26 protein-coding genes are annotated in these 25,326 nt (G+C 46.4%); 14 read left to right on the top strand and 12 right to left on the bottom strand.

Going from position 1 to position 25,326, the window contains the following annotated elements:
- The first annotated feature begins 12 nt into the window (after positions 1 to 12).
- Positions 13 to 1,353: a magnesium transporter gene (mgtE, locus tag NWE73_RS06725; RefSeq protein ID WP_277577528.1), complete on the top strand. Its 1,341-nt coding sequence runs from the start codon at positions 13 to 15 to the stop codon at positions 1,351 to 1,353.
- A gap of 131 nt (positions 1,354 to 1,484) precedes the next feature.
- Here the strand turns inward: mgtE and NWE73_RS06720 are convergent, their stop codons facing one another.
- The gene (locus NWE73_RS06720; RefSeq protein WP_277577527.1) at positions 1,485 to 3,377 is read right to left on the bottom strand and encodes a S8 family serine peptidase; all 1,893 of its coding nucleotides are present in this window, start codon (positions 3,375 to 3,377) and stop codon (positions 1,485 to 1,487) included.
- Between the two features lie 167 nt (positions 3,378 to 3,544).
- On the opposite strand from NWE73_RS06720, the gene NWE73_RS06715 reads away from it, so the two are divergent.
- Positions 3,545 to 4,144, top strand: a complete 600-nt coding sequence (locus NWE73_RS06715) for a DUF502 domain-containing protein (protein WP_277577526.1) — start codon at positions 3,545 to 3,547, stop codon at positions 4,142 to 4,144.
- A gap of 3 nt (positions 4,145 to 4,147) precedes the next feature.
- Positions 4,148 to 5,563, top strand: a complete 1,416-nt coding sequence (locus NWE73_RS06710; RefSeq protein ID WP_277577525.1) for a hypothetical protein — start codon at positions 4,148 to 4,150, stop codon at positions 5,561 to 5,563.
- 36 nt (positions 5,564 to 5,599) lie between these two features.
- On the opposite strand, the gene NWE73_RS06705 is transcribed toward NWE73_RS06710, so the two are convergent.
- The 3 genes from NWE73_RS06705 to NWE73_RS06695 all read right to left on the bottom strand — a co-directional run bounded on the left by NWE73_RS06705 (position 5,600) and on the right by NWE73_RS06695 (position 8,897).
- Positions 5,600 to 6,220, bottom strand: coding sequence for a DUF4423 domain-containing protein (locus NWE73_RS06705; protein WP_277577524.1), 621 nt, complete (start codon positions 6,218 to 6,220; stop codon positions 5,600 to 5,602).
- Positions 6,221 to 6,559: 339 nt separating this feature from the next.
- Entirely contained in the window at positions 6,560 to 7,165 is a 606-nt protein-coding gene (locus NWE73_RS06700) for a hypothetical protein (protein WP_277577523.1), read from the bottom strand.
- A 133-nt stretch (positions 7,166 to 7,298) separates the two neighbouring features.
- The gene (locus NWE73_RS06695) at positions 7,299 to 8,897 is read right to left on the bottom strand and encodes a M17 family metallopeptidase (RefSeq protein ID WP_277577522.1); all 1,599 of its coding nucleotides are present in this window, start codon (positions 8,895 to 8,897) and stop codon (positions 7,299 to 7,301) included.
- A 55-nt stretch (positions 8,898 to 8,952) separates the two neighbouring features.
- Here NWE73_RS06695 and NWE73_RS06690 point away from each other — a divergent pair, with 55 nt between their 5' ends.
- The 6 genes from NWE73_RS06690 (at position 8,953) to NWE73_RS06665 (ending at position 12,684) form a co-directional block, all read left to right on the top strand.
- Complete coding sequence (locus NWE73_RS06690) at positions 8,953 to 9,984, top strand: endonuclease/exonuclease/phosphatase family protein (protein WP_277577521.1); 1,032 nt, start codon at positions 8,953 to 8,955, stop codon at positions 9,982 to 9,984.
- Between the two features lie 179 nt (positions 9,985 to 10,163).
- A complete protein-coding gene (gene apaG / locus NWE73_RS06685; protein WP_277577520.1) occupies positions 10,164 to 10,553 on the top strand; it encodes a Co2+/Mg2+ efflux protein ApaG in 390 nt (129 codons plus the stop codon).
- A 150-nt stretch (positions 10,554 to 10,703) separates the two neighbouring features.
- Complete coding sequence (locus NWE73_RS06680) at positions 10,704 to 11,057, top strand: hypothetical protein (RefSeq protein WP_277577519.1); 354 nt, start codon at positions 10,704 to 10,706, stop codon at positions 11,055 to 11,057.
- A complete protein-coding gene (locus tag NWE73_RS06675; protein WP_277577518.1) occupies positions 11,029 to 11,634 on the top strand; it encodes a GNAT family N-acetyltransferase in 606 nt (201 codons plus the stop codon). Before NWE73_RS06680 ends, NWE73_RS06675 begins: the two co-directional genes overlap by 29 nt.
- Before the next feature lie 114 nt (positions 11,635 to 11,748).
- Positions 11,749 to 12,045, top strand: a complete 297-nt coding sequence (locus NWE73_RS06670) for a DUF883 family protein (RefSeq protein ID WP_277577517.1) — start codon at positions 11,749 to 11,751, stop codon at positions 12,043 to 12,045.
- A 99-nt stretch (positions 12,046 to 12,144) separates the two neighbouring features.
- Positions 12,145 to 12,684, top strand: a complete 540-nt coding sequence (locus tag NWE73_RS06665) for a hypothetical protein (RefSeq protein WP_277577516.1) — start codon at positions 12,145 to 12,147, stop codon at positions 12,682 to 12,684.
- A gap of 15 nt (positions 12,685 to 12,699) precedes the next feature.
- On the opposite strand, the gene pdxH is transcribed toward NWE73_RS06665, so the two are convergent.
- The 8 genes from pdxH to NWE73_RS06625 form a co-directional block, all read right to left on the bottom strand.
- Entirely contained in the window at positions 12,700 to 13,287 is a 588-nt protein-coding gene (pdxH, locus tag NWE73_RS06660; protein WP_277577515.1) for a pyridoxamine 5'-phosphate oxidase, read from the bottom strand.
- 4 nt (positions 13,288 to 13,291) lie between these two features.
- Positions 13,292 to 13,987 (bottom strand): FKBP-type peptidyl-prolyl cis-trans isomerase, encoded by a 696-nt coding sequence (locus NWE73_RS06655; RefSeq protein WP_277577514.1) that lies wholly within the window; start codon positions 13,985 to 13,987, stop codon positions 13,292 to 13,294.
- Between the two features lie 151 nt (positions 13,988 to 14,138).
- A complete protein-coding gene (locus NWE73_RS06650; protein ID WP_277577513.1) occupies positions 14,139 to 15,113 on the bottom strand; it encodes a substrate-binding domain-containing protein in 975 nt (324 codons plus the stop codon).
- A 166-nt stretch (positions 15,114 to 15,279) separates the two neighbouring features.
- Entirely contained in the window at positions 15,280 to 16,158 is an 879-nt protein-coding gene (locus NWE73_RS06645) for a hypothetical protein (RefSeq protein ID WP_277577512.1), read from the bottom strand.
- Positions 16,159 to 16,425: 267 nt separating this feature from the next.
- Positions 16,426 to 16,911 carry a hypothetical protein gene (locus tag NWE73_RS06640; protein ID WP_277577511.1) on the bottom strand — a complete coding sequence of 162 codons (486 nt, stop codon included), beginning with the start codon at positions 16,909 to 16,911 and terminating at the stop codon, positions 16,426 to 16,428.
- A 202-nt stretch (positions 16,912 to 17,113) separates the two neighbouring features.
- Complete coding sequence (gene mnmH, locus NWE73_RS06635; RefSeq protein WP_277577510.1) at positions 17,114 to 18,268, bottom strand: tRNA 2-selenouridine(34) synthase MnmH; 1,155 nt, start codon at positions 18,266 to 18,268, stop codon at positions 17,114 to 17,116.
- Entirely contained in the window at positions 18,261 to 19,319 is a 1,059-nt protein-coding gene (gene selD / locus NWE73_RS06630) for a selenide, water dikinase SelD (protein ID WP_407652935.1), read from the bottom strand. The genes mnmH and selD overlap by 8 nt, the downstream gene beginning before the upstream one ends.
- Positions 19,320 to 19,322: 3 nt before the next feature.
- Entirely contained in the window at positions 19,323 to 19,895 is a 573-nt protein-coding gene (locus NWE73_RS06625; protein WP_277577508.1) for a hypothetical protein, read from the bottom strand.
- A 227-nt stretch (positions 19,896 to 20,122) separates the two neighbouring features.
- Between NWE73_RS06625 and NWE73_RS06620 the strand changes: the two genes are divergently transcribed.
- The 5 genes from NWE73_RS06620 (at position 20,123) to NWE73_RS06600 (ending at position 25,255) form a co-directional block, all read left to right on the top strand.
- On the top strand, positions 20,123 to 20,614 hold the full coding sequence (locus NWE73_RS06620) for a hypothetical protein (protein WP_277577507.1): 492 nt from the start codon (positions 20,123 to 20,125) through the stop codon (positions 20,612 to 20,614).
- Between the two features lie 53 nt (positions 20,615 to 20,667).
- Positions 20,668 to 22,764 (top strand): LTA synthase family protein, encoded by a 2,097-nt coding sequence (locus NWE73_RS06615; RefSeq protein ID WP_277577506.1) that lies wholly within the window; start codon positions 20,668 to 20,670, stop codon positions 22,762 to 22,764.
- A gap of 64 nt (positions 22,765 to 22,828) precedes the next feature.
- Positions 22,829 to 23,512, top strand: coding sequence for a response regulator transcription factor (locus NWE73_RS06610; RefSeq protein WP_277577505.1), 684 nt, complete (start codon positions 22,829 to 22,831; stop codon positions 23,510 to 23,512).
- Positions 23,490 to 24,959 (top strand): sensor histidine kinase, encoded by a 1,470-nt coding sequence (locus NWE73_RS06605; RefSeq protein ID WP_277577504.1) that lies wholly within the window; start codon positions 23,490 to 23,492, stop codon positions 24,957 to 24,959. The genes NWE73_RS06610 and NWE73_RS06605 overlap by 23 nt, the downstream gene beginning before the upstream one ends.
- 86 nt (positions 24,960 to 25,045) lie before the next feature.
- The gene (locus NWE73_RS06600) at positions 25,046 to 25,255 is read left to right on the top strand and encodes a hypothetical protein (protein WP_277577503.1); all 210 of its coding nucleotides are present in this window, start codon (positions 25,046 to 25,048) and stop codon (positions 25,253 to 25,255) included.
- Positions 25,256 to 25,326 lie beyond the last annotated feature (71 nt).

The raw sequence follows: 25,326 nt of genomic DNA, 5'->3' as shown, positions 1-25,326 counted from the left end.
CGGGCGGCGGTGATGGAAGACAACAACCAAATCCTCGATGAGAAACCAGAGCAAGAGACAGTCCTCACCCTTTTGGACTCTTGGTCTTCAATGACTCCTGACGAACGACGTGAAAAGTTCAAGGAACTGCCCCGTACCGATGCCGAAGAACTTTTCCTCAGTCTAAAAACACATGATCAAGCAGAGCTTATCGCCGAAGCGTCTCATCTCGAGAAACGCTCGTGGGTTCGCTTGCTAGCTCCCGATGACGTGGCCGATCTTATTCAAGAGATTGGTCATGAATCCAAAGAGGATCTTTTATCGTTACTAGACCCGCAAACCAAACGCGAAGTCATTGCACTTCTCGCTTATGCAGAAGATGCCGCCGGCGGTTTGATGAGCACCCGCTTCGTACGCCTCCGTCCCGATATGACGGTGGATGAAGCTATCAGCTATTTGCGAATTCAAGCCAAGACTCATGTTGAATCGATTTACTATGCCTATGTTCTGGATTCAGATCAGAAGCTCCTGGGGGTTATCTCCTTCCGCGAAATTTTCTCTGCAGCGCAGGGAACGAAGATCGTGGATATCATGCACACAGATATTCTCAAGCTTCCACCAGAGATGGACCAGGAGCAGATTGGTCGCATTTTTTCTCAGCATGAATTGATGGCCATCCCCGTTGTCGATGAACACGGAGTCATGCGTGGTATCGTGACATTCGACGACATTGCACATGCGATTCAAGAGGAAGCTACTGAAGACATCCACAAACTCGGGGGGGTTGAAAGCCTTGATGCCCCTTACATGAAAATCTCAATGATGGAGATGATCAAAAAACGTGCGGGCTGGTTGTTGGTTCTTTTCTTGGGCGAAATGTTCACCGCAACTGCGATGGGCTACTTCCAAACAGAAATCGAACGTGCTGTCGTCTTGGCTCTTTTCATTCCATTGATTATCAGCTCAGGTGGTAACTCAGGGTCTCAAGCCTCAACACTGATCATTCGCGCCATGGCCCTCGGAGAGGTTCGTCTGCGCGACTGGTGGCGTGTCCTCGGCCGCGAGCTGATGGCAGGTCTGTGCTTGGGTGTCACTTTGGGTTTAGTCGGTCTATGCCGTATCCTGATTTGGCCAACACGCGAAGCCTTATACGGCCCTCACTATGTTCTGGTGGCGATTACCGTCATGCTCAGTTTGATCGGCATTGTCCTCTGGGGAACAATCTCGGGCTCCATGCTGCCTTTCCTTCTTAAGAAGGTTGGCTTCGACCCTGCCAGCGCCTCAGCACCTGCCGTTGCCACATTGGTCGACGTGACGGGTCTTATCATCTACTTCTCAGTAGCAAGCTTCGTCCTTCACGGTGTTCTGCTCTAAACCGCTGGAGCGGTAAATCTTTCCAGCCTGTCGACCCCGTCGACGGGCCTATTCCCGCGAAAACAAAAAATGATCTGTGATGAATAGCTTGGGCATCTAGCAGGTGAGTTCCCTCACCTGCCTGGAATTACTTACGATGGTTTACCAAACGCCTGAGTCCATTGTTGGATCATAGCGAGTGTTCCTTGACGAGCATTTGCGAACTGAACTCCGTACGCTTGATTCTGCTCGTTCCACACAACCTGACCTTGAACCTCGATGACTTCGTGGCCGTCAGGGCTGGCAATTCGCATTGTGACAATACCGCCTTTTTCCAAAGCCTGATCCGTATTGAATGACAAACCGCCTTGGGAAATCGTATTCACCGAACCCACCAGTTCACGGTCACCGACCATCACGCGGATCTCTGAGCTCATGCGGAAGCGTTCGTGGCGACGAAGATTTTTTGGATCACGTCGACGAAGCACAAACCATACAGCTAACGGCAAACACAACAGGCCAGCTACAACGCCACCCATTGGAGTGGGACCGCCGCTACCAGGACCGCCATGAATAGCCGTACTGACTAAACCACAGCCACCGCCGCCACTCGAAGCACCATCACTCGCAACACTACGAAGCTGAGCTTTATAGTCAGGCTGATAGGCTGACATCGTGCCCACGGAGCTTTTCGCTGACACAATCAAATTATTGGCGTCAATAAGACCACCGGATGAAATATAAGAGCGGTACAATGGCTTCGCACTGACACTGTTCAAAACCAATTGCTTCAACTGATAACCCGTCAGAATTCGGTCTTCGCGCAAGGCCAATGCCGCCATACCCGCAACAAAAGGAGCCGCCATACTAGTGCCATTCATAGAGGCATACTTGCCACCAATAATGGTACTCAGAATATCTTCACCAGGACTCGCCACTTGAACCAGGTTTACACCGTAGTTCGAGAATCCGGAGATCGCTGGGTTGAAATTATTATTTGTTGAAGAAGCCACCGCAATATTGCTCGGCACATCGTAGTTCGCAGGATAGATCGGAGTGTTGTCGTTATTGCTGCCCATATTACCTGCAGCAGAGACAATCAATACTTGGTGATCATAAGCATAGCTCAAAGCCTCGTGCAAAGCTCTGGAGTAACTTGAACCGCCCCACGAGTTATTAATGACATCGGCACCGTTATTCACAGCATAATAGATGGCATTAATAGCTGCCGTCGTCGTTCCAGATCCATTAGCCCCCAAGAACTTCAGAGGCATAATTGAAACTTTGGATTCCGCCAAAGGATTGGCAAAAATATTTTGACCGGCACCAACGATAATCCCCGCCACATGGGTTCCGTGATTATCATCATCGATATAATTGGAAGTATTAGTAATGAAGTTCCAACCGTGAATATCGTCGACATAACCATTAGAATCGTCATCAACGCCGCCTACACCATTCAGCTCACGTGTGTTAGTCCACAAGGCATTTGCTCCACCATTCGCCACGGTTTTAAAAAGCTTGTGTGATGTGTCCACACCCGTGTCAACGACTGCCACGACGACCTTATTTTCGTTAGCGCCTAACGGAGACAACTGCGACCAAGAGTTTTCAACTCCGGTATTCAAAGTCGCTTGATAGAAGTGATTATCCGCTCTGGCCCTGGTCAAAGTAATGGCTTCATTATAGGTATAAGAGTCTTGATAGACATTCACCAGAGCACTGTTATCAGTAGGAGCAGAATCGCTTCCCTTATCCCAAATATAGTTGGGTTCAACGTACTCCACATCAGGATCCGCCTTGATATCCTCAAGATTTGCCGCCTCCCCGACTCCCGCCTTCATGGAGATGTGATACATCCCCATGGCTGGGAAAGCCTTGTGCAAGCTTGCCTTCGAAGACAGCTTGGCGCGAACGTTACTGACGCTCATCGCGGTCGACTTATACTTAACGATAAACTCACCCGGAACGGCTTGAATGCTCTGCGCAAGTACTGGCGCAGAGACCAACAACGATGAAAATAGGCCTGTTAGAATCCGTTTCACGGGATCTCCTTTGGTGACCCTTTCTTTTCGGTCGCAAGTCCAGTCGGGTTTAGTAAAAAAAACGTCTCAATTCAGGATGGCGTAACCCCTTGAAGAGTCGACTTTAAGCTGTTATTTATTTTTTACAGGAACTCTACCGATATAGATTCAACAGGGAACATCTAAGTATGAAACATCTTCAGAAAATTTTCTTGCAGGGCTTGGTTACATTTCTTCCCGTCGCCCTGACGATCTATATCGTTTATGCCGGCATCTCGATCGTCGACAGTCTTTTAGGAGACGCTCTTCGCCAGGTGATGCCTGTCTATATTCCTGGTTTGGGCTTTCTCCTCACCATCCTCATTATCTTCTTGTTGGGTTTCTTGCTGAATAACTTGATCGCGGCGGGGGTCTTCCATCGTCTCGAACAACAGCTGATGAAAGTTCCTTTTATAAAGGCCATCTACAGTCCCCTGCGCGACCTGATGAATCTGTTCTCTAAGGGTGGTGGTCCCGGTGGATTGCAGACCGTGGTTTTGGTCGATATGGGCGAAACAGGTGTTCGTGCCTTGGGTCTTGTGACCCGAGAAAACTTCAAAGATCTTCCGGCAATTGATCAGAATGCAGGAGATCGTCTGGCGGTTTATATTCCTATGAGTTACGGTCTGGGCGGATTTACTTTGATGGTTCCCCGTTCTAAAATCACACCATTAGATATGCCAATTGAAAAAGCTATGAGCCTTGCCATCACTGGCTGGGTAAAAGCTGAAAAGAACGACGAGGTTTAAGCAATGCCAGATGGAAATTGCAACACAGAAACGACACTGGGCAAAGCTCTGCGCATCAACCAAGATCTTTCTCGTTATGGCGCCTTCGCCGAAATCGGTGCCGGACAAGAAGTGGCTCGCCACTTCTTCCAAGCCGGCAAAGCTTCACAAACAATTGCTAAGACTATTTCAGCTTACGACATGATCGTCAGTGATGACATCTATGGCCGCGAAGCCAACGGCCGTTATGTGTGTGAATCACGCTTACTAAAAATGCTTTCGCATGAATACAAACTTCTGATTGAGCGTTTGGCAACTCACCGTGGTCCTCAATCTCGCTTCTTCTCATTCGCCAACACTGTGGCCACCGCTTCTTCTGGAGCCTCCAAACAATCGCATGGTTGGATGGGAGTGCGCTTCCAAAAAGAACCAGGTGCCCCACACAACGATATCATCTTGCATGTGCGCATGCTTGATCGTCATCGTTTGCAACAACAAGAAGCTTTGGGCATCTTGGGCGTAAATCTATTGAATTGTGCTTTCTATCATACCAATAAAGTCGAAGGCTTTATCGACAGTTTGGTCGACAGCCTTCGCGAAGGTCAAATCGTCATCGACGTGATCAAGTTCGACGGCCCGGATCTGCAGCATTTCGATGACCGTCTGATGAATCTAGAGCTGGTTCGTCGTGGCTTGGCTGATGCGATCTTGTTCTCTCCTAAAAATGAAATCCTGAATGTGTCAGACGCGGTTTACGGCAAATCTTTACTGATCCAGCGTGGCACTTTCCGTCCTGTGACGGCGACCCATATTGATGTCCTTCAAAAAGGTTTGGTGCAAAGTCACGCCGACATTTTGAAAAGCGAAGGCAAAGATGTGGAAGTTCTGCCAATCATGGAACTGACCATGCACAACCTGCAAACGGATGGGCATGTGAATGAAAAAGACTTCCTTGAGCGTGTTGAGATTTTAACGGCTCTGGGTTTCCATGTTCTGATTTCTAACTTCTTCTTGTTCTACGGTTTGAAGAGGTTCTTACGTCGCTACAATTCTCATTTCATGGCCTTGGTTGTGGGTGCAAGCTCTTTAGAAAAGCTCTTCGAAGAAGAGCACTACAATGATCTTGAGGGCGGTCTTCTGGAAGGACTTGGCAAACTGCTGGAGCAAAAAACTAAACTCTACGTTTACCCGCATAAGACGGCTCAACTTTGTATGACAACGAAGAGCTTCTTCCCGGCTCCACATCTTCGTCATATCTATTCGTACTTCACAGAAAACAAGCAGATCGTGGATATCTCCGGCTGTGATGAAACTGGGGAATATCTGCACTCTCAAGACGTCATGAACCTTCTTGAAAAAGGAGATGCTCGTTGGGAAGCCTGCGTTCCTGAAAAGGTCCGCGATCTTATTAAGAGCAAAAAGCTCTTTGGTTATAAATAGAAGATGAATTTGAAAGCCTGCCGCCGCAGGCTTTTTTTACAGTTTTCGACTTAAAGTATGACGAAGGACTGTCAGATTAAAAACTTCTCCAGACGTATTCTTCTGTGAAAGCTGTTCAATTCTATTTAAAAATTGCTGAGTCAATTTCTTCACTTCTTCCATCTTCTCTAAAGCAATCGAAAAGATCATAGAGTTGAATCCATAATCACCCTCATCAGTTGTTGGCATTTCATCGATTAACTTCCGATTCAACTGACAATAGGACTTCACGAAATCCATTTCAAAAATGGTGCGACAGTCACCGATATGAGTAATTTTGACGTCGAAGTCTTCCTCTTGCTGAACGACGATTTCATTGCGCAAAAGCACTTCGAAAATCTCTTCAACTATCGCCGCATCCAAACCCAATCGACGGGCCACCCAATTTACTTCAAACCGGGCATCTGCAGCCTGCAACACAGAAACGGCCGCATGGAGCTGCCAAGAGCTCAGAATCGGCCAATCTTGATTTCGAATTGTGCAAAAATCCACCAAGGGTTTTGAATTTTGTTTGAAGACTTTCTCAAGAAGGACTTGTTCTTCCTCTGAGAAGGCATCCGCTTGCAGAAGCTTCTTTTTGAGGCGCAGACCCACTTCCGCTTTTCCAGACAGAACCATAGAGATTCTTCCTGCGGAGCAGTTTAAATCCCTCGCGAAAGCCCTTAATGAATATTTAGGATTTCTCGCTTGGCGTAAATTTAGTATTTCCTTTAAGACGTTATGAATTCCAGATTTTTCCAAATATAACAGCCTATAGTTCGTTAAAATGTCTCTTATTAATTATGAAGCCCAACAAGAGACTGATTGTCTATACGACGAAATTAATACTGTTTGGTTGTTATTCCGAAACAGTACCCTCACCCTGCAGCTGTCGGGAAAATAAAAAAAGGGAGCTTCCTCAAGCTCCCTTCGTCATAATTTTTCTTATTTCTAAAGACTTAGGCAATTAACAAACACCTAGAAAGCTTCGCAACGAACCTCGGCACGGCAGTAAGATCCGTGAACGCTCTCTGCACATACTTTGCGAGCTTGATATTCAGCTTCGACAAAAGTTTTCGCTTCGCCTTTGTATGTTCTGGAAACCAAAGTGTCCTTAAGAACGCACATCACACCTTGACGTACTTGCAAGTCTCGCTCATCAGAACATTTAGCAGCAGTTTGACAATAGCTTGAATGCACGGAGCTTGCGCAGGCTTGACGAGCATTTGCTTCGGCCTCTAGTTTCGTGCGGCCTTTACCCAATGAAGCTCTGTAAACTAAAGAGTCGACAACCATACAGGCCATCTCCTGCGGTTGAGTTGGATAAGGTTGAGGTCTTTGTGAAGTTTCTAAAGCAGCCAAACGCTGATTGATTTGATAGAGAGAATATTCCAGCTGACCGACACGGGTTTCTAGGACACGCACTCGTTCTTCGTTGTTTCCATATCCATTACTGGGACGAACTCCACCCTGACCTGCTTGCGCTCCGACTTCGTCGGAGTAACGAGCGCTTGCAGTGGAAGCGCCCATCAAAAGTGCGAGTGAAAACACAATTACCAAAGAATTTCTTATGAATGCCATCATTGTTGCCCCCAGCAGTTTTATAGTGGTTTTTCACCTTCTCCCCCAATGAAGAAGGTGAAAACTACTGCAAAAATACTAAAGCAAAACAGAGGCCAACTCATTTAGAGTCAAGTTGGCACCACTCCGCGAACAACTACGCGCGAGCCTTCAAAAACTCGATCAAGCATTGAACCGGCTGACCGTTACCACCACTCGCCAACAAAGCTCCTTGTGCTTTATCAGTCCATGCGTAAACGTCCAAATGCGCCCACTTCTTACCCCCTACAAATTTCTGAAGGAACAAGGCTGCCGTAATGGCGCCACCGAAACCGCCGCCAGAATTTTTGAAGTCAGCAAACGGAGAAGACATTTCAGCCCAGTATTTTTCGAACAAAGGCATGCGCCAGTTCAAATCCCCAGCGCGTTGTCCCGCTTTCGTCAATTCATTCGCCAAATCGTCGTCGTTAGAGAAAAGACCTGCGATCTCTGCACCCAAACCAACTTTAATAGCGCCCGTCAAAGTTGCCACGTCGATCACCAATTCTGGTTCATCAGCGCCTTTTTGTGTGCATGCCACATCCAAAACATCTGCCAAAACCAAACGACCTTCAGCATCCGTATTGTCAATTTCCACTTTCAAGCCATTGCGTGCGATCAAAACATCACCAGGGCGGAAAGACTTTGCATCCACAGCATTTTCAGCCAAGGCCAAATAGAAATCCAAAGGACCAGGATACTGAGATTCAGAAGCCCAAAGAGCCATCGCTAAAATACTCGCTGCTCCACCCATGTCTTTTTTCATCAATCGCATTGCTGATGAGGGCTTGATATCCAAACCACCCGTATCGAAGGTGATTCCTTTGCCGACAAAAGCAATCGGCTTCAATTTTGATTTTTTTGCAGGACGGTACTTGATGTGAACCATGCAGGCTTCGTGCTCTGCCCCTTGCCCTACTCCCGCATGAAGTCCCATGCCTTCTTGGATCAATTTTTTAGAGTCCCAGACTGTCACTTTGCTAGCAGCAGAGAAAGACAGTTTTTTAGTGGCTATTTCTGCGAAAGTTTTAGGATTCAAATCGTTAGGCGGAAGGCTGACCAGATGGCGCGCCAAACTGACCGCGCGAGCTCTGCTGATTGCATCCTTAATAGTCGTTTTTTCAAGGGCGCCCAAAGTTTTGCGAAGCGCCACTTTTGGAAGATCCACAAGCTGTTTTCCGTCAACGAATTGGCGGAAGTTGTAAGGTGCCATATCCAAACCAACCAAAGCTCCCAAATCCTGCGCTTCTTCAGTTCCATGGAATTCAATCTGCACAGCCTTCAACTGATGAGCTTTCAATTGGCTCACCAAAGAACCGAATTGATCGCGCGCCCAAGTGTATTGAGCTTCGTCAATGAGTCCATCGTGTCCAGCGCTGTTTTTAGTACGAGGTTTCAAAATCCACACAGGGCCTTGTTGGCCAACGAAATAGATGAATTCGCGCTCACTCTTTTGCAAAGAGTCCGTTTGCCATTGCAAAGAGTGCTCTTTGATCAAACTTTTGACTTTATTAGAGTCATCTACGCCCAAGAAATACACGAAACCCGTTAATTCGTTCTTAACTTTTAACTCTTTGCCAATATCGAATGTTTCAACCCAAGATTGAAAGTGAAGTTTTTCTTTGTGTTTCGTCGAAGCCGAAGCGTTGATAGACGATTTTGTTGCGCTTGCAGTCGCACGTTGAGTGGTTTTTGCCGTCTTTGTCTTCTTTGCCATGATTTCCTCATTTTTTAGTTTGAGCTTAAGGTATAAAAATCCATAAAATCATAATATGACGTGGACAGCGACCACAAATTTAAAATGTTGCTTACTCAATGCAGAGAACCTGTTTCTTCTGTTTGATACCGAGCCAACCAAGGAGCTTTTAAAGCTGAGCGAAACTCAGTGGCAAAGGACCAGCACTTCCGTTTATGAAAACAAGTCGCTCAAGAAGTGCCACGATATCGCCAAATGCCTGATCGACATCAACGCCGACATCATTATGCTGTGCGAAGTTGGTGGTTATGAGTCTTTGAAGAACTTCAACCAACTCTTTATGGATGATGCCTATTCACCAGTATTGGTTGAGGGAAATTCAGATCGCAACATCGACGTGGGTTTTTTAATTCGTAAGAACGCACCTTACTATTTCGATCTTCTTTCGAACAAAAGCCGCCCCATTAATTATCTGTATCCGCACGAAAGGCAAAGCCTGGCGCATGGCTATCCCGTCAAAGGTGGCAAGATCACGACCAGCCACAAGTTCTCTCGAGACGTGGCCGAGCTGCGACTTTTCAGCAAAGACAAAGAAAAGCCGTTTTTGATCACCCTCCTCACACATTTGAAATCTCGTTTGGATCCGGAACGCATTGATCCCAATGGCTTCGAACGTCGCCAGGCAGAACTGCGCACTCTTTTGGAAATCTACAAAGAGCTCGAGGCTGTACATCCTGATGTACCCATCATGATCGCGGGAGACTTCAACGGGAACGCCTCCACCGTTGGCACCGATGAAGAATTCAAAGACATTTACAGCACAACAAAACTTCTAGATGTTTTTGAGGTTGCCCAACTAAGTGCTGAAAAACGCGCGACTTTTTATCAAGTAAAGAACAACACACGCACAGAGGGCCGACAAATCGATTTTGCATTTTTGTCACCTCTCTTGCAGCAACACCTCAAGCCCAACAGCAGCTTGGCGTATCGCTACAAAGACGAATTCGGATCTGAAATCGGAGTTCCCTCCAACATGGAAGCCAAACTTCGACTCCCCTCCGATCACTACCCGATCGTCTTTGAAATCGAAAACATCCCCCTCAAATAGCTTACGCACCGAGTGAAGCAAAAGGTGCCAGGCACCTTTTGCTTGATGCGCCGAGCCTCAAAAAAGTACGGCGTACCTTTTTCGCTCGGATCAAGGAGTTGACGGCAATTTTGGCGAGGGTTCTTTAGCGCTCTTTTGCAAATCTTGATTCGGCCAAATCTTCGGAGTAGGATTTCGCAATGGCAATCCAAAAGACTGTTTTTCCCGATTTTCAAATTACCGCGAAAGTGGTTTACATCCCTTCAGAGTCACGCCCTGAACAAGGTTACCATTTCTTTGCATACAAAATTTCGATTAAAAACATCGGCAGCGCCTCAGCTCAACTCATGAGCCGTCATTGGATCATCACCGACGCACTTGGCACCAAAGAAGAAGTTCGCGGCCCTGGAGTGATTGGAATTCAGCCAAAAATTCAACCTGGCCAAACTTTTGAATATGATTCAGCTTGCCCTCTTCACACCTCCACGGGCTCCATGAAGGGTCGCTACTTTATGACTTCTGAAGGTGGCGAAACCTTCTCTGTCGAAATTCCTGAGTTCTACCTCATCGCCCCCATGGCGATTCACTAACCCTCAATTACTTACCCACACAAACTTAACGCGCCGAGCCTCAAAAAGGTACGGCGTACCTCGGCAGCTCCTGGTCTAGTTTTGAAAGTTGGGGTGGTGTTTTTTGGTGAGTGTGGTATTTCCTTCGGCGCGCTGGCAAAGGAGATGGGTATGACTTTGTTTAAGAATCTGAGAGAGCTTTTGGGGGTTCGCAAACTGCCTGAGAGACTACCAAAGAGTCTCGCTGAAGAGATGTGTCTTTGTATGGTGGTTTCGGAACAAGAAGGTGCTGAGATTTGGGTGCAAGGGGCTCGCACGAATTATGTGACTCCAAAGTTAGTTGCAATTCCCAAGGACCAACCCGTTGAAATCGAAGTTCGCCTCGTGGGACACGAAAGCCATAAAGCTTGCGTAAGAAGTTCACACGATTTGACTTATTATTATTGCAACCTGAAGCGCGTTCCCTTCAAATTGATTTCTGGAGGAATGTCTACCCATGAAAACCGCGCATCTGCCTATCTTTAAGAAAACCAAACGTCTTGTTCTTCGCCCGTTGGAACTTCATGACTTCGAGAATTGGGCACAGGCTTACTCCTCCATGCGCCCACCTCAAAACGAATGGGATGAGACAAATTGGGTGGAGTCAGAACTGACTCTTCCTAAATTCAAAGCGCATTTAAAAAAAAACCTCCTATGGCGCTCTCAAGATCACTTTTATGAATTCGGTGTTTTCCGCAAAGACGACGGTCTCCTGATCGGCACCGTCAGCTTGATGGATATTTCTCGCCAGATTTTTCAGAACGCTTATCTGGGATATCGCATCTACAACAATCACTGGGGACATGGGTATGCAACCGAGGCCTGCCATGCGGCGATTGAAATCGCCTTTAAAGATTTAAAACTTCACCGCATTGAAGCTGGCATCATGCCCACAAATAAGCGCTCCATCAAAGTGGCCAAGAATATTGGACTTCGCAAAGAAAGCCTTTCCCCGCGTCGCCTTTATGTCCACGGCAAGTGGGTTGACTTGTTATTGTACGCTGGAACCAGCGAAGAGTTTGGATTTAAGTTTAGGTTTCCAAAAACAAAAACTGCCAAGTAGCACCGCTCAAAAAATATTTCAGTGAACCATGACAAGTTTCGCAAAGTTCTCTGGAGAATGACGCTAAGTTTCTTCCACAATGGTGATAACGCTTTCACCAATAAGGAGGATCTTATGGCTGAGTCTTCAAGAGAACTCGTGAACGATATGAAATCCACTGGCAAGCAAGCTTTGGAAACTGGGAAAAGCATCTATAGTGATGCCAAATCTGAAATAAAATCTCACATCGGTGAGGCCAAATCAGATCTAAGAGCCCAGCTAAACGATCGTTATGAGTCTATCAAACACAAAGCGCAAGATGCAGTAAGCACATCCGAAGATTTTGTTAAAGAGCATCCAATTGCAACCGTGCTTGGAGCTTGTGCCGTGGGATTTGTTGCGGGGCTTATTGCTCGTCGCACACGTCATTAAACGACACATCCAAGCGGTGAACGAAGGCCTCTCCATCTCCCCCAAATGAGGGCCTTCGTTCTTTTCCTCTTGATTCAACATCACACAAAGGACTGCAAAATGATGAAATGGGTTTCTATTATTTTGGGACTTCTTTTCGGCGCAAAACCTTCCAAAGGTTTAAATTTCAAAGAAATGGCCATGGAAGTTTTTGACGAGTCGATGGCCAGAAGCCGTAAGCCCATTGGGCTCATTCTTTTAGGATTGGCCTCCATCATTTTTATCTGCGGTGGAGTTTTCATCAGTCTGGTCGATGCAACGAGACAGTATGACGCCAGCGGTTCAATTTATTTTGGAGCCACTTTTTGGTCAGGCTTGATATTATCCGCGATCGTTTTAGTGGGATATATTTATGTCTTCAGCCGCGCATGGCCGGGCGTGAAGCATATGAAAGCCCGAGCAAAAGCTCACGAGCAGGCGCAAGAAGCCAGCAAAGGCGCCCCCGGTTTGGATGAAGCTCTTTCGTTGCTGATCATGGATCATATTGAATCTAGAAAAATATCCCGTAGTAAAAAACAAGAAGCGCGAAGTAATGCAAAAACTTACAGTCAAACGGAACGCAAGGGTGAACCGCCGATTCCGCCTACGGGCTTCGCATAGAGCAAACTGAGAAGCCTAAGGGCTCCTCATGAATGTCTTCCAACCCTCTTCTGTGAACTGGTAGATGTAGCGTTCGTGGAGGCGGCCGGTTAGACCGAACCAGAATTCGATTTCAGTGGGCACAACGAGCCAGCCACCCCAATGTGGAGGACGCGGAACTTCTTGGCCATCGAATTGTTTTTCATACTCTTGCACTCGACGGGCAAGATGTTCGTAACTAGGAATTTCTTCACTTTGATTTGAGGCCCAAGCACCGATTTGGCTTAAGCGTGCGCGTGTGCGGAAATAAGCATCGCTTTCTTCAGGATTCAATTTCACGGCCATACCAGTAATACGGATTTGTTGCCACAATACGGGCCAGTGAAAATTCAAACAGATATTGGGATTCTCTTCGAGATCCTGTCCCTTATGACTGCGATAGTTGCCATAAAAAACAAAACCCTCCGAAGTGACCTCTTTTAAATAGACGATCCTAACGGAGGGTATACCTTCCGGACTCACAGTTGCGACTGACATTGCATTCGCTTCTGGAACCTGCTTTTCGACCGCCTCTTTCATCAGACGGTCGAAATGCTCAAAAGGGCTTTTACTAAGATCCAGCATTAAATTACTTTTTTGCCTTTTTAGTGTCAGCTTTAACGATATCCATCAATTCAACTTCGAAAACCAAAACTGAATTAGGTGGGATACCTGGGCGACCAGATGGTCCGTAAGCAAGTTCAGGTGGAATGAAAAGTTTAGCTTTGCCGCCAACTTTCATCAACTGAAGAGCTTCAGTCCAACCAGGGATAACGCCACCAACTGGGAATTCAGCTGGTTGACCACGGTCGTATGAAGAGTCGAATTGCTCACCGTTAGTCAAAGTACCTTTGTAGTGTACTTTTACTACGTCTTCTTTTTTAGGAGAAGCGCCAGTGCCTTCTTTTTCAACGATGTATTGAAGACCAGATGCCGTAACTTTTACGCCAGCAGCTGATTTATTTTTTTCCAAGAACTCTTTACCAGCTTTAGCATTGCCTTCAGCTTGTTCTTGTTGCTTCTTCATCGCCATTTCTTGAAGCTTCATCATTGCCGCTTGCATGTCTTCTTTAGACATTTCGTTTTTACCAGCAGCTGCATCTTTCAATGCTTGGTTCAAAGCATCAGCATCGAACTCGATGTTTTGTTGCTTCAAGTTGCCACCGATTTGCTGGCCAATTGCATAGCTAGCTTTTTTTACGTCAGTGTCCAATTTTACTTTTCTGTTACAAGCAGTTGAGAAAGCCATTGCTAATACAAGGCCTCCTAGTACCAACTTATTCATCGTTGTCGTCTCCCCTTAAGGTTGTTAATTTCTTCAGCCTCATCATCTTGCGCTTGTTTCTTTAAATTTCAAATAGATGATGCGCGATGACAAAAAACCAATCATCATTGAGGCCATTCTTCTTTAAGAAAAGCGCCTCAAAATCCCCACCCTAGGGATACCAAATTTTCATATAGGCATCTTGAAAGGAAATATTCGCCTCAACATCATTACTTTTGAGCGAATCCAGAAAGGCCTTTGTCACCACGATAGGCTCGTTGACGAAGCCACTCTGAGGATCCCCATGAAATGCACGATTGAGTTCATCAGCGATTTGCCATCCCTGACAGTGCAAGGGTTCAGCAATCGTGGCAATCTGTTGAGAAAGACCAGACTTGATACGATTGATCGCAATCCTGGACCCATCCCCCGCCGCAATGTTCACAACATCCGTTCTTTTAATTTTTTTAAGTGGATAGTTCATGTGATCAAAGTAGATGTCATTGATAGCCAAGGTGTGAGTCCACCGCTTCCCAAAGCGGCGATTCAAATCCTCCACCAGAAGTGGAATGACTTGATCCGCCTTTGATATATCTACGTATTCAATCGACAAAACCTTTTGGGCTTTGACCTTTTCAACGATCGTTTTCATATAAGAAACTTTTGCAGCGGCAATCGAAAAGTTACGATCCGTAATTATAACCACGCCCGCCTTTTTAGACCCGCGATCTGGAACCAGCTCAGCCGCCATTTTTGCAACTAATGCTGGGTCCGTCGTGATATTGGCTATCAAGTTTTTGCTGGAACCTGGCTGAGGTGAAGCATGCCACCCAATCAGCTTTAAGTTTTTCTTATGAGCCGCAGCTATTTCATCAGAGTATTGGCTTGCCTCAACTCCTCCCAAAACAATTCCATCGGCTTTGGCTCTTAAAGCTTCAATGAAGTGAGTTTTAACAAGATTTGCATTCCCTTCGCCGTCTAGAACTTTCAGACTCCATTTTAGAGAACGACTTGCCGCTTGCAGCCCCTCAACGACAGCTGACACACCACCGTTCTTCAAATCTGAGGCAATAAAATAAACTGTCTTATGACTTTGTGCGACCGCACCTGTTGTGGGACCTCTCCATTCGCCCCAAGAAATGCTCACTTCAAAAAGAATTAAAATGACCAAAAAGATTTTGCGGCTATTCAGACAGTCCCCCGACACAAGAAAAAAACCAGGTGACTATGTCTTCTCAAGAAATGGACTCGTTTGTCACGTTAAGAGTTCGTTTCTGCTTTTAAAGCATGTCAGGAGCATAAAGCCTCACTGATCAATGCAGCAGGCCCAGCTTTTCTCTTAGAGTCTGAATCTCTGTCGCCGTCGCTTTTCGATTGTTCGCACTCTCGAACATAACCAGGGTTTCCTGAAACATCTGTTCTTTGGGATCCTGATTATTGAGCTCGTCTATTTGCTGTGCCATCTTATCTAAATTTGCCATGGCCTTTTGAAACGCTTCATCTCGCTTTTTAACATTCTCAGGATCTTGGGCGTGGGATTCCTGCGCTTTAAGAACCTGCTCTTCTAACTCATCTTGCATTTGCGGAAGAGTGTAATAAAGCACCGCAATCAAAGCCACCATTGCCGCCTTATTATAGGCGCGAGTGAAATTGTTGTAGACGTCTGCGGCATGATCCTTTTTCATCACAGAGCGCAAGGCTTGCTCGTACGAGGCAGGCCCCTCCCAAAGTATCTTCTCAAAAATGATGGGCTCCAAAGGCTTGTTGAACATTGGCAACCGCGTCGGAAGCCCCAACCACCCGCTGCTCAGAACCTTTTTTAAATTCACCTGCGCCAACTTCAAAATACTGGCATTGCCCAAACTCATTTCATCGACCAGTTCGCGAAGCCCCGCATTGAGCATTCTTTGCTCTGAGGTTCGCACGACCCACTCTTGCAGGCGCTCGTTGCGCGACAACTCAACAGACTTTCTTAGTCCCATCCACGGAGTCTCATGAAGAGTGTAAAGCTGAGTGATAAATTGTTTTCGCAAATAAGGATCCTGAAAATCTTGAATCTGGTATTTCGAGAAAAGGGCATTCAAGTCGCGAACACGCAACAGTCCCAAGTTGAAAATACGCTCAGACCACTTCAACTTACCCGTTGGCATGACCTGGTCGATCAGAGCCAATTTAACTTCAATTCTTTTCATTTCTTTTGCAGAAAGCTGCAGTTTGGAGAAGTCAGAAGTCCGAACCCGCCAATACAGCTCAGCATCAAAAGTCTTAATGGCGCGGGGAAGTAGAAGTTCCTTAAAGAAGGAGGGCTTCGCCTCCGCAGATTCCAGGGTAAAAACAGTGGAACAAAAACGAGGCCCCGCCAGAGATTGCAGACAAATCCCTAATGATAACGCAAAAATTAGAATGTGTCTGACCATGCTCTTCAAGCGAAACCTCAATAATGAAAATACCCGTGAAGGTTAGACTCCTGCAGCTGCAAGATTTGCTTCTGCGGCATCAACCTTCTTGCGAAGCTCAATAATCTTCTCGTTCAGTTCAACAACTTGATCATTGGTAAGAATAACACCCACTTCACCCAGGCCAGCGACAAGACCCGACGCCAGGGCGATCAGCGAATATCCAATAAAATTTCTGTTTGTTCCAGTTCTTGCGTTCACCACCGTGGCTACCGATGCAAAACCCGCGGTCGCTAATGCGATATTGCGAGTCCATTTAGAGGCTTGATATCCAAAACGATTTTTCTCCTGCTCCAGTTCTTGATGCATCTCCAAAAGCTGTAGCTTCAAATTAATCAACTGCAATCTTGCCTGCTCATTTTGCTGCTTCTTCTGGGCGATAACTTGATCCAGAGAGACCTCCCCAGTGGCTTCTGCTGCAAAGACCTGCTTTGGGATCGCAGAGGTTAAGACTGCCGCAGACAAGACAAACTTCATGACCTTTTTCATACAAATCTCCTCATTAAAAATTGAGCACAGCTCTTTAAATCTGCTCAACTTTAAAGCAAACACTAAGCCACGCTCCCTCGTGATTGATTGGCTCCGAAACAGTTTGACCTGTTAACGACGCTGAGAAGTGCCAATTTAGGCTCTTGATATAATGGAAAGATTCTCAAAATGAGACAACTAGAGGGAACACCGATGGGAGCAACTAGGGCCGAGAAACCGTGACTTCGTCTCTACAGAACCCAAGACAGGCCTCGTAGGACCCTTTAAATAAGACATGACTTTGGCGTTTCTCCAGACTGCCAGAATACATCGGATCGTAATACCAACTGATCAATTTTTCGATCCAAATACGATTCGCGAAAAGCTCGCCGGACTCTAGAAATTGAGTTTCCGCAGCAAGAAGATCGACCAAAATCTCTTGCGCACGCAAGCCACCCAACTTTCGAGTGATGGCTTTCACCGCATTTTTATAGCGGTCAAACAAACGAAGAGCTTCTGATTTTAGAATTTCAACTTCTTCAGCACAGCGAGGAATCGAGGCCACCGCCAAACCGATGGCACTGTCGACAATATAGTCCTTAAAAATATTATCGACACGTTTGTCCAAGGGTTCATCAATCCAGATAACACTGGAGCTCCGCAATGATTCGAAGAAGGCCCCCGGCAAATGGCAAGCCCCAATCAGACGACTTTCATCTTCGATCAATGGTTTAAAATCTTTGGGAAAGTCCCTATCGAGTCTAATCAGTTTTAGCGACAACTGGTTTTCAAAATCAATTTGCGATGGTTGAGGAACTCCCATGGACCCAAAGGCCGAACCGCGGTGGTGGGCCAATTTTTCGAGATCCACCAAGCCGATTTCGTTTTTAAGCTCTTGCAGAAAGCGGGTTTTCCCACTTCCTGTCGCACCTGTTAACACACGAAAGGAATGAGTTTGAGAATAGCGTTCCAACTCTGAGATCAAAAAACCGCGAACGGCTTTGTAGCCACCTTCTATGATCGGTCTTTCAATACCTATTTCGCGCAGCCATTGCTGTGTGATCTGTGATCTTTTTCCTCCGCGAAAACAGTATATCACTGTCTGTGGATTGGCTTGAATCGACTCCGCCCACAACTGCACTCGCGATTCCTTGACTGCCCCCGAAATCAATTCATAACCCAGCTTCACAGCGGCCTCTTGACCTTGCTGCTTGTAGGTGGTCCCGATCAGCGCCCGCTCTTGATCATTCAAGATGGGCAAATTCACGGCCCCCGGCAAAGACCCTTGCTGAAACTCTATCGGCGCGCGCACATCTATCAAAGGTGTGTTCGCCAATAAAAGTTCCGCAAAGGATTCCGGTTTGATTCTATTATTCAAAAATCACCGCTTTATCAGATTTTGGCAAAACTTCGCCAACCACTGCGGCAAATGAAAATTTCTTTTTTAAATTTGCAACCAAATCTGCACTCAAAGAAGCCGGCACACTCAAAAGCAATCCCCCGCTGGTTTGGGGATCATGAATAAGAAGTTTATGTAGATTATCGAGTGCCGTAACATCGATATCATTTTCAGTGTATTGAGCATTGCTGCGATGAGCTTTCGTCAAGAAACCTTTCTCTAGGAAATGCAAAGCCTTCGCGAACTTTGGCAGCGACTGCGCTTGAAACTTCAGTGTCACCTGGCTTGCCTTAGCCAACTGCATGGAATGTCCGGACAAGCCAAAGCCCGTAATATCCGTTGCCGCATGGACAGACTTCTTCTGCTCCTCATTCATGAAATCAAGAGCATTGTTGACGGTGGCCATACTTTCAAGAGCTTCCATGATATCAGCTTCGCTGGCCTCTTGGCGCTTCAAAGCTGCCGTCATAGTTCCAGTGCCCAACGCTTTTGTCAGAATAAGATGATCCCCAACTTGAGCCCCCGCATTGGACCAGACATGGTTGGGATGAACAAAGCCGGTCACTGAGAGGCCAAATTTTAATGTGTCATCGTCAATCGAATGGCCACCCACGAAGTTTGCCCCAGCTTCAGCGACCTTGTCGCTGGCTCCTTGCAAAACATCGACGATCACGTCGTCGGTCATTGTGGCGATCGGAAAAGCCAAAATACCCATGGCCGTTTTAGGCTTTCCTCCCATGGCATAAACATCGCTCAAGGCGTTGGCTGCGGCAATGGCTCCAAACAGTTTTGGTGTGTCCACAATGGGAGTAAAAAAATCCAGGGTCTGAACCATGGCGATATCTTCCGTCACTTTATAAATCGCCGCATCGTCAAAAAGGCCACCATCAATCATAAGTGCCGGGTGTGCCGCGGGGAATTGCACTCTTTGAAGAATTTTTCGAAGCTCACTGGCCGCGACTTTCGCCGCACAGCCACCTTTTTGAACCGTTTGGGTCAAGGCAATTTTTTCCGAACTCAAAGTAACCACCCTCTAGTGAGCTAGCAATTTGCAAAATACCAATTTCGCTGAGCTGCTGTTTGCGCTGACTTGTTTTCCAATAACGAAAAGATTTTTTTGCGCCTTGTCGCTGCGGAACCAATAGCGAATATCGGTCGCCGAAGTTTTAAAGGCCAATTCCACATGATCAGGGCGCAACACACCCTCAGAGGCCTGAGCGCTGCCCTCACGAATGGCCGCAATCGTTTCCCCAACAGTCATCCCGGCAAAGGGATCACCTTCATAGAAGAAACCAAAAAGTCCATTGATCAAAATTTTAGACGGCTGACTTTCAAAAGCAAAGGCGCCAAAGTGTGCATGGTCAGGATCATAGATTGGATCCATATGGAAACACTTCCCGCTAAATGCAGACACATTTTTTTGGGTAAAGGTTGCGAAGCCTTCACCATAGGACTTTGCGATGTTTTTCATTGGCTCAGAGCACTGAGGGTTTTCAACACAAAAATTTGAAGGATCTACGGCAGATCCCTGATCCGCGTGTGCGTAACTCACTCCAGTTGCAATAATAGAAGATGCGGCGACCACTAAGCAGAGTAGACGATTCATGGTAATTCCTTTTCTAATTGGAAAACTCTCTCAATCTAAAGTTTTGGTGTCAACTTAAGGTCGAACCGTCGTGCGGGACAAAGCGCTCCCAATTCCCGTCTTTCTCCTAATTCACGTATTTCAAGACACTTTGTAACTGTTCTTCCGTCTCAAAATTAGAAATCCCACCAAGGCCCTGTTGCGCAGCAACAAAAGGCCCTGCACAATAATAGCCTGAGGTGCAATCTATGAGTAGTTTCATCACGACCTTTTTAGTCGCAGGATTTCTTTGCGGCGCTTCCGCTCAGGCCGAAGACCAACCGTTAAACCCCGTTCAAATCATGGAAAAGGCCGCAGCGGGCGGCGACAAAAAACCAAAGAAACCAAAATCACAATACAACAGCAATTTGTATGAACAAGAAGAGGCCAAAGATGACACAAAGTCATTCACCGGCAAAGTTCGTGTTGTTCGCGATATCTCTGACGATATTGAGGTTTTATTCGAGGGTGAAGATGCTAAAGGGATCTATTCACTTTCCCGTTCCAAATCGAACTTTGCTGCAATGCTCAAAAGCCTGGAGGCCAGCAAAAAAGCAGGTGGACCTGCGGTCACAGTCACCGCTGACTCTGACAAAAACATCAAATCAGTCGAACTGAATAAGGCAGGAAGCAGCCGCTCCGGCTATGTCCCTCCCACCGATCCCAACCAAAAATGGGACTTCGGAAAAGTTCCAGATTGAGTGCTGGAATCAACTTGCGTCTGAGCTTGGGAAGTGAGATTTTCGCGTCCTAGATGGAAAAATCCCGAGCTCGTTGGCTGAACGCATTTTGGCTTTATCTCAAACGCATCCTCATTATAAATGCCGTATTTATTGGCATTGGCTTTTTATGGCGCTGGGCTTTCCTTTCTTTTTACGGAAGCTCGCAAGATCTCCAGCTCTACAAATCAGACATTCTGCATGCTTTTGTTTTGGGCGCACGCTTTGACAGTACGATTTTATTTTATATCAATGCGATTCCTCTGCTGATTCTTTTTCTGCTCAGTTTCTTTTCTGGCTTCAAGATCTGCGAGAAAATTCTTGAACTGGTTTACGGCCGTTTCACTAAGTTTCTAGTCCCCTACTACACTGTGTTTTTGTTTTTAGTGACCTTCATCAGCGCGGTGGATTTTGGCTTCTACAGCTTCTATCAAGATCGCATCAATGTTTTGATCTTTGGATTCTTCGAGGATGACACCACCGCCCTCGTGAAAACCATCTGGAGAAACTATCCCATCATCTGGATCTTCCTGGGTTTGACTCTTTTCACCTGGCTTCTGTGGAAGGGCTTAAAGCTCAACTTCACCCAAGGTAAAGAATGGCTGCCGTTGCGTTCAGAAAAGATCTCTTACCCTGTATTTGTTCTTTTTGCCCTGGCCGTCTTCTTTGTCAACGGAGTGGGCGCGCGTGGCTCTGTCAGCCTGTTTCCCTTAAGTGAGATGGATACGGGCATCTCCAAGAATATCTTTATCAATCATCTGTGTTTCAACGGGACACGGGCCTTCACCCGCGCCATCGAATTGAAATCACAAAGCAACAGCCGTTGGGACAGCAATCTTCAACACTTCGGTTATGGCGAAAATTATCGTCAAGCCTTTGCGGACTTCTATCAAATTCCTGAAGCCCAGGTTCCTGCCGATCCCTTGGAACTTCTTAAACACACGACCGCAAAAAATGAATGGGCTGAAAAGACCAAACCGCATGTTTTGGTTCTTGTGATGGAGTCTTTGGGCAGTTATTGGCTTCAGTACGACAAACCAGAATTTGATCTGGTTGGAGATTTGAAGAAACACTTCAACCAAGACACCTATATCACCAATTTCCTTTCCAGCACGAATGCCACCATTGGCAGCCTGAGCTGTCTGATGATCGGGTCTCCGCAACGCCCTATCAGCGAGTTCCTGACGGAAAGTGGTTATTTGCAAGTTCCTTTCCGCTCAAGCCCTGCACGCACTTTTAAAAACTCCGGGTACAAGGCGCGCTTTGTTTACGGCGGAAATCCTGGCTGGCGCGAAGTCAATAAGTTTGCTCTCCGTCAGGGTTTTGATTCGGTCGAAGGGGAAACTGAAATCAGCGAAGGCATCAGTAACGTTGCAGGAGGCGTCAAAGAACGCCACGATTGGGGGATCTATGATGAAGATCTCTTCAGCTATCTTTACAAAACTCTCGACGAAGCGAAGACGCCGCAGTTCGTTTTGACGATGACGACCACCAATCATCCGCCTTATCAATTGCCTTCGACCTATCAGTCTCCTGATTTCAAAGTCCCGGCAGAGTTGGAATCGCGCCTTATCGCTGACAAAAATTTGGCGCAAAATCGTTTCCGCACCTATCGCTACTCCACACAGAAACTGGCGCAATTCTTGGACCGCGTGAAAAACTCTCCGTTGAAAGACAAGCTTATCATCGCCGTAACTGGCGATCACACTTTCTGGATCGTCAATTTTGGTGAAGACGAAATGCTGCAAAAAGGTTCTGTGCCGCTGTATCTCTACATGCCGCAAGCCATTCGCAAAAAGCTGGCGCCGAATTCATTTGGTTCACACGCTGATATTCTGCCAACGCTATACAACTTGGCGTTGTCTGAAAAACCTTATTACAGCATCGCTCGCGACTTGTTTTCAAAAACCCCTGATTATGCAGTGAATGCATCCAATTTGATTGCGAATCAGGAAGGGGCAGTTCTGGTTGCAGCCCAAAGCAAAGACGACCATGGACTCAAATGGGAGGGTCATTTTGAAAGACTCGCCCCGGTGGATACTACTGAAAATCAAAAACAGCTCTCCGTGAAGTATAAATCCTTGATGGGAATCCTGGATTACTATTTTATGAAAGAGAAGCAAGAGCACTGATCTCTTAAGATCAGCAAGAGAATTGATCCCTGAAGGATCAGTCATTTGAAAGGAACATCAAGCCATGCGAATCCTCGTAGTAGAAGATCAGGCAAAAATGGCCAACTTCCTAAAAAAAGGACTCAATGAGGTTGGCTATGCTGTCGACATTGCGGAAAGCGGCACCTCTGCGGAGTCCTATATGGCTCAAGGCGATTATGATTTGGTGATTCTGGATGTGATGTTGCCAGATCAAAATGGTATCGACACTGCTCGACACATCCGCCGCGATGGCTATGACGGGCCGATCTTGATGGTCACAGCTCTATCAACAACCAAAGATAAAGTTCATGGCTTGGATGCCGGCGCCGATGACTATTTGACGAAGCCCTATTCTTTCGATGAATTGCACGCTCGTGTGCGAGCCCTGCTTCGCCGTAAATCTCCGAATGGTGCGGCGGTCAGCAGCACTTTGAAATACTCTGACCTGGAGCTGGATCTGATTCAACGCAAAGCTCGCAGAGCGGGACAGGAGATTTCTTTAACAGCCAAAGAGTTCGCACTGCTGGAATACTTCTTAAGAAATCCCGAACGCCCTTTGGGCCGCGTTTCCATCGCGGAACATGTTTGGGATATTCATTTTGATTCCGAAAGCAATGTGATCGATGTGTACATCAATCTTTTGCGCAAAAAAATCGATGCCCCTTTCCCTAAACGATTGATCCACACTGTGGTAGGCACGGGATATGTTCTTAAAGAAAATCCATAAAAAGATTTATAACTTCTTTTCCAGCTTTAGCATTCGTCTGCGTCTGTCGCTGATCTTCGTCGCCATTTTCGGGGTCACGACGATTCTGTTTAACACATTCGTGTTCAAAATGATGATCGACAATCTTCAACAGGATTTCGACGATGCGCTTTTCAATTATGCCGTCGACGTTTCTGAAGGAGTCGAGATCGGCGTCAAAGGAGATCTTAACTTTCCTCCGTTGCGTCTGGATCACGGTAAGATTTTACCGTTCCCCTTGGGGACGGCCTTAATCCAAGTTCGGCACAGCTCCGGCGCGGTGCTTGCGCGAGTCGGAAATTTCGGGGAATTCAATCCGCCCTACAAAAAGGATTTCGAACGCATCTGGGGCGGCGAAGAGGCGACTTATCGCACGATTGAACATATCAGCAATATCCCTTCGGCAGAGGCCGACTCCTATCGTTTGATCTCCTTCCCACTGGATAACGCGGCGAAACCGCAACTGCTGTTGCAAATTGCGGTGCCGATGACCTTGCTGGAAACGCAAATATCCAAACGTCTGACTCTTTTGGAATTTGGTATTCCAATTGTGCTATTGATCGCAACCTTTGGCGGTTTATTCTTGTCTGCCCGCGCCCTGGCGCCACTCAAACGCATGATCGATATCACTCAGAACATTAAAGCCAGTGAACTTTCAGCCCGCGTTCCCGTACCGAATGCGAAGGATGAAATTCAAAAACTGGCGCTGACCTTGAACGCCATGCTCGACCGCATCCAACAGGCCTTTCAAAGTCAGGAACGTTTCGTCGCCGATGCGTCTCATCAGTTGCTTACACCCCTGACGATCATGCGCCAAGAGCTTGAGCTTTTACAAAAAACTGAAAAGCGTGATGTGGATCTCTTTATTCGCAGCTCTTTGCAAGAGGTCGACAATCTCGCCAACATCGTTCAAGAAATGCTTCTGCTTGCTCGTGCCGATGCCGGTATTGGGGCATTGAATCTGCAAGAGCTCTCTATGGATGAGTTGATATTCGATGCTCTGTCTCGCTGTGAAAAGATCGCGAATGCCAAATCCATCAAACTGAAGCTGAACATCATCAATGAATCCAATGAAGACCGTAAGATGGTTTTAGGTGACAACGATCTCTTGGAAAATTTGATATTTAATATCGTAGAGAATGCGATCAAGTATTCTCCGAATAACGAAGTCGTCTCTATTACTCTCACGTACAAGAATGAGACAAGTGAGTTGATGGTGGAAGATAACGGCCCTGGCATTCCTGATGATCAATTGCCGTTCATTTTCGAACGTTTCTCTCGCGGTTCTAATATGGAAGCTCGAGTTAAGGGCTTTGGACTGGGTCTAGCAATTGCTCAAAAGATTGCAATACTTCACAACGCAAAGCTAAGTGCTGAAAATCACTTAGGAAATGGGGCGCGATTTATCTTTGAGATTAAAAACATTTAATATGCTTTTAATCACAGATTTAACCCCCTTTGCTAGTCTAATCCCGATCCCAATAACGGGCTTTTAACCAAACCTTTGGAGGTTTTATGAAATTCGCATCTCTTTTGATGTCTGTTGTTTTTGCTGGTGTTGTTGCTCAAGCTAACGAAACTGCACCTGCTGCTGCTACTACAGCTGCTCCAGCTGCTGCTGCTGCTCCAGCTAAAGAAGAAGTTAAAGCTGAGAAAAAAGCTGCTAAAAAACACGGCAAAAAAGCTGCTAAAACTGAAGAGAAAAAAGAAGAAGCTGCTCACTAGTTTGAGTACTTCGAGCTTTGCTCTAAGTAGAAAGGGAACCTTCGGGTTCCCTTTTTTTTGCCTAAAATCCT

Source organism: Bdellovibrio svalbardensis (assembly GCF_029531655.1).
Lineage (GTDB): Bacteria > Bdellovibrionota > Bdellovibrionia > Bdellovibrionales > Bdellovibrionaceae > Bdellovibrio > Bdellovibrio svalbardensis.
Note: the sequence above shows the minus strand (reverse complement) of the source record. Positions and strands in the feature narration are given on the sequence as shown.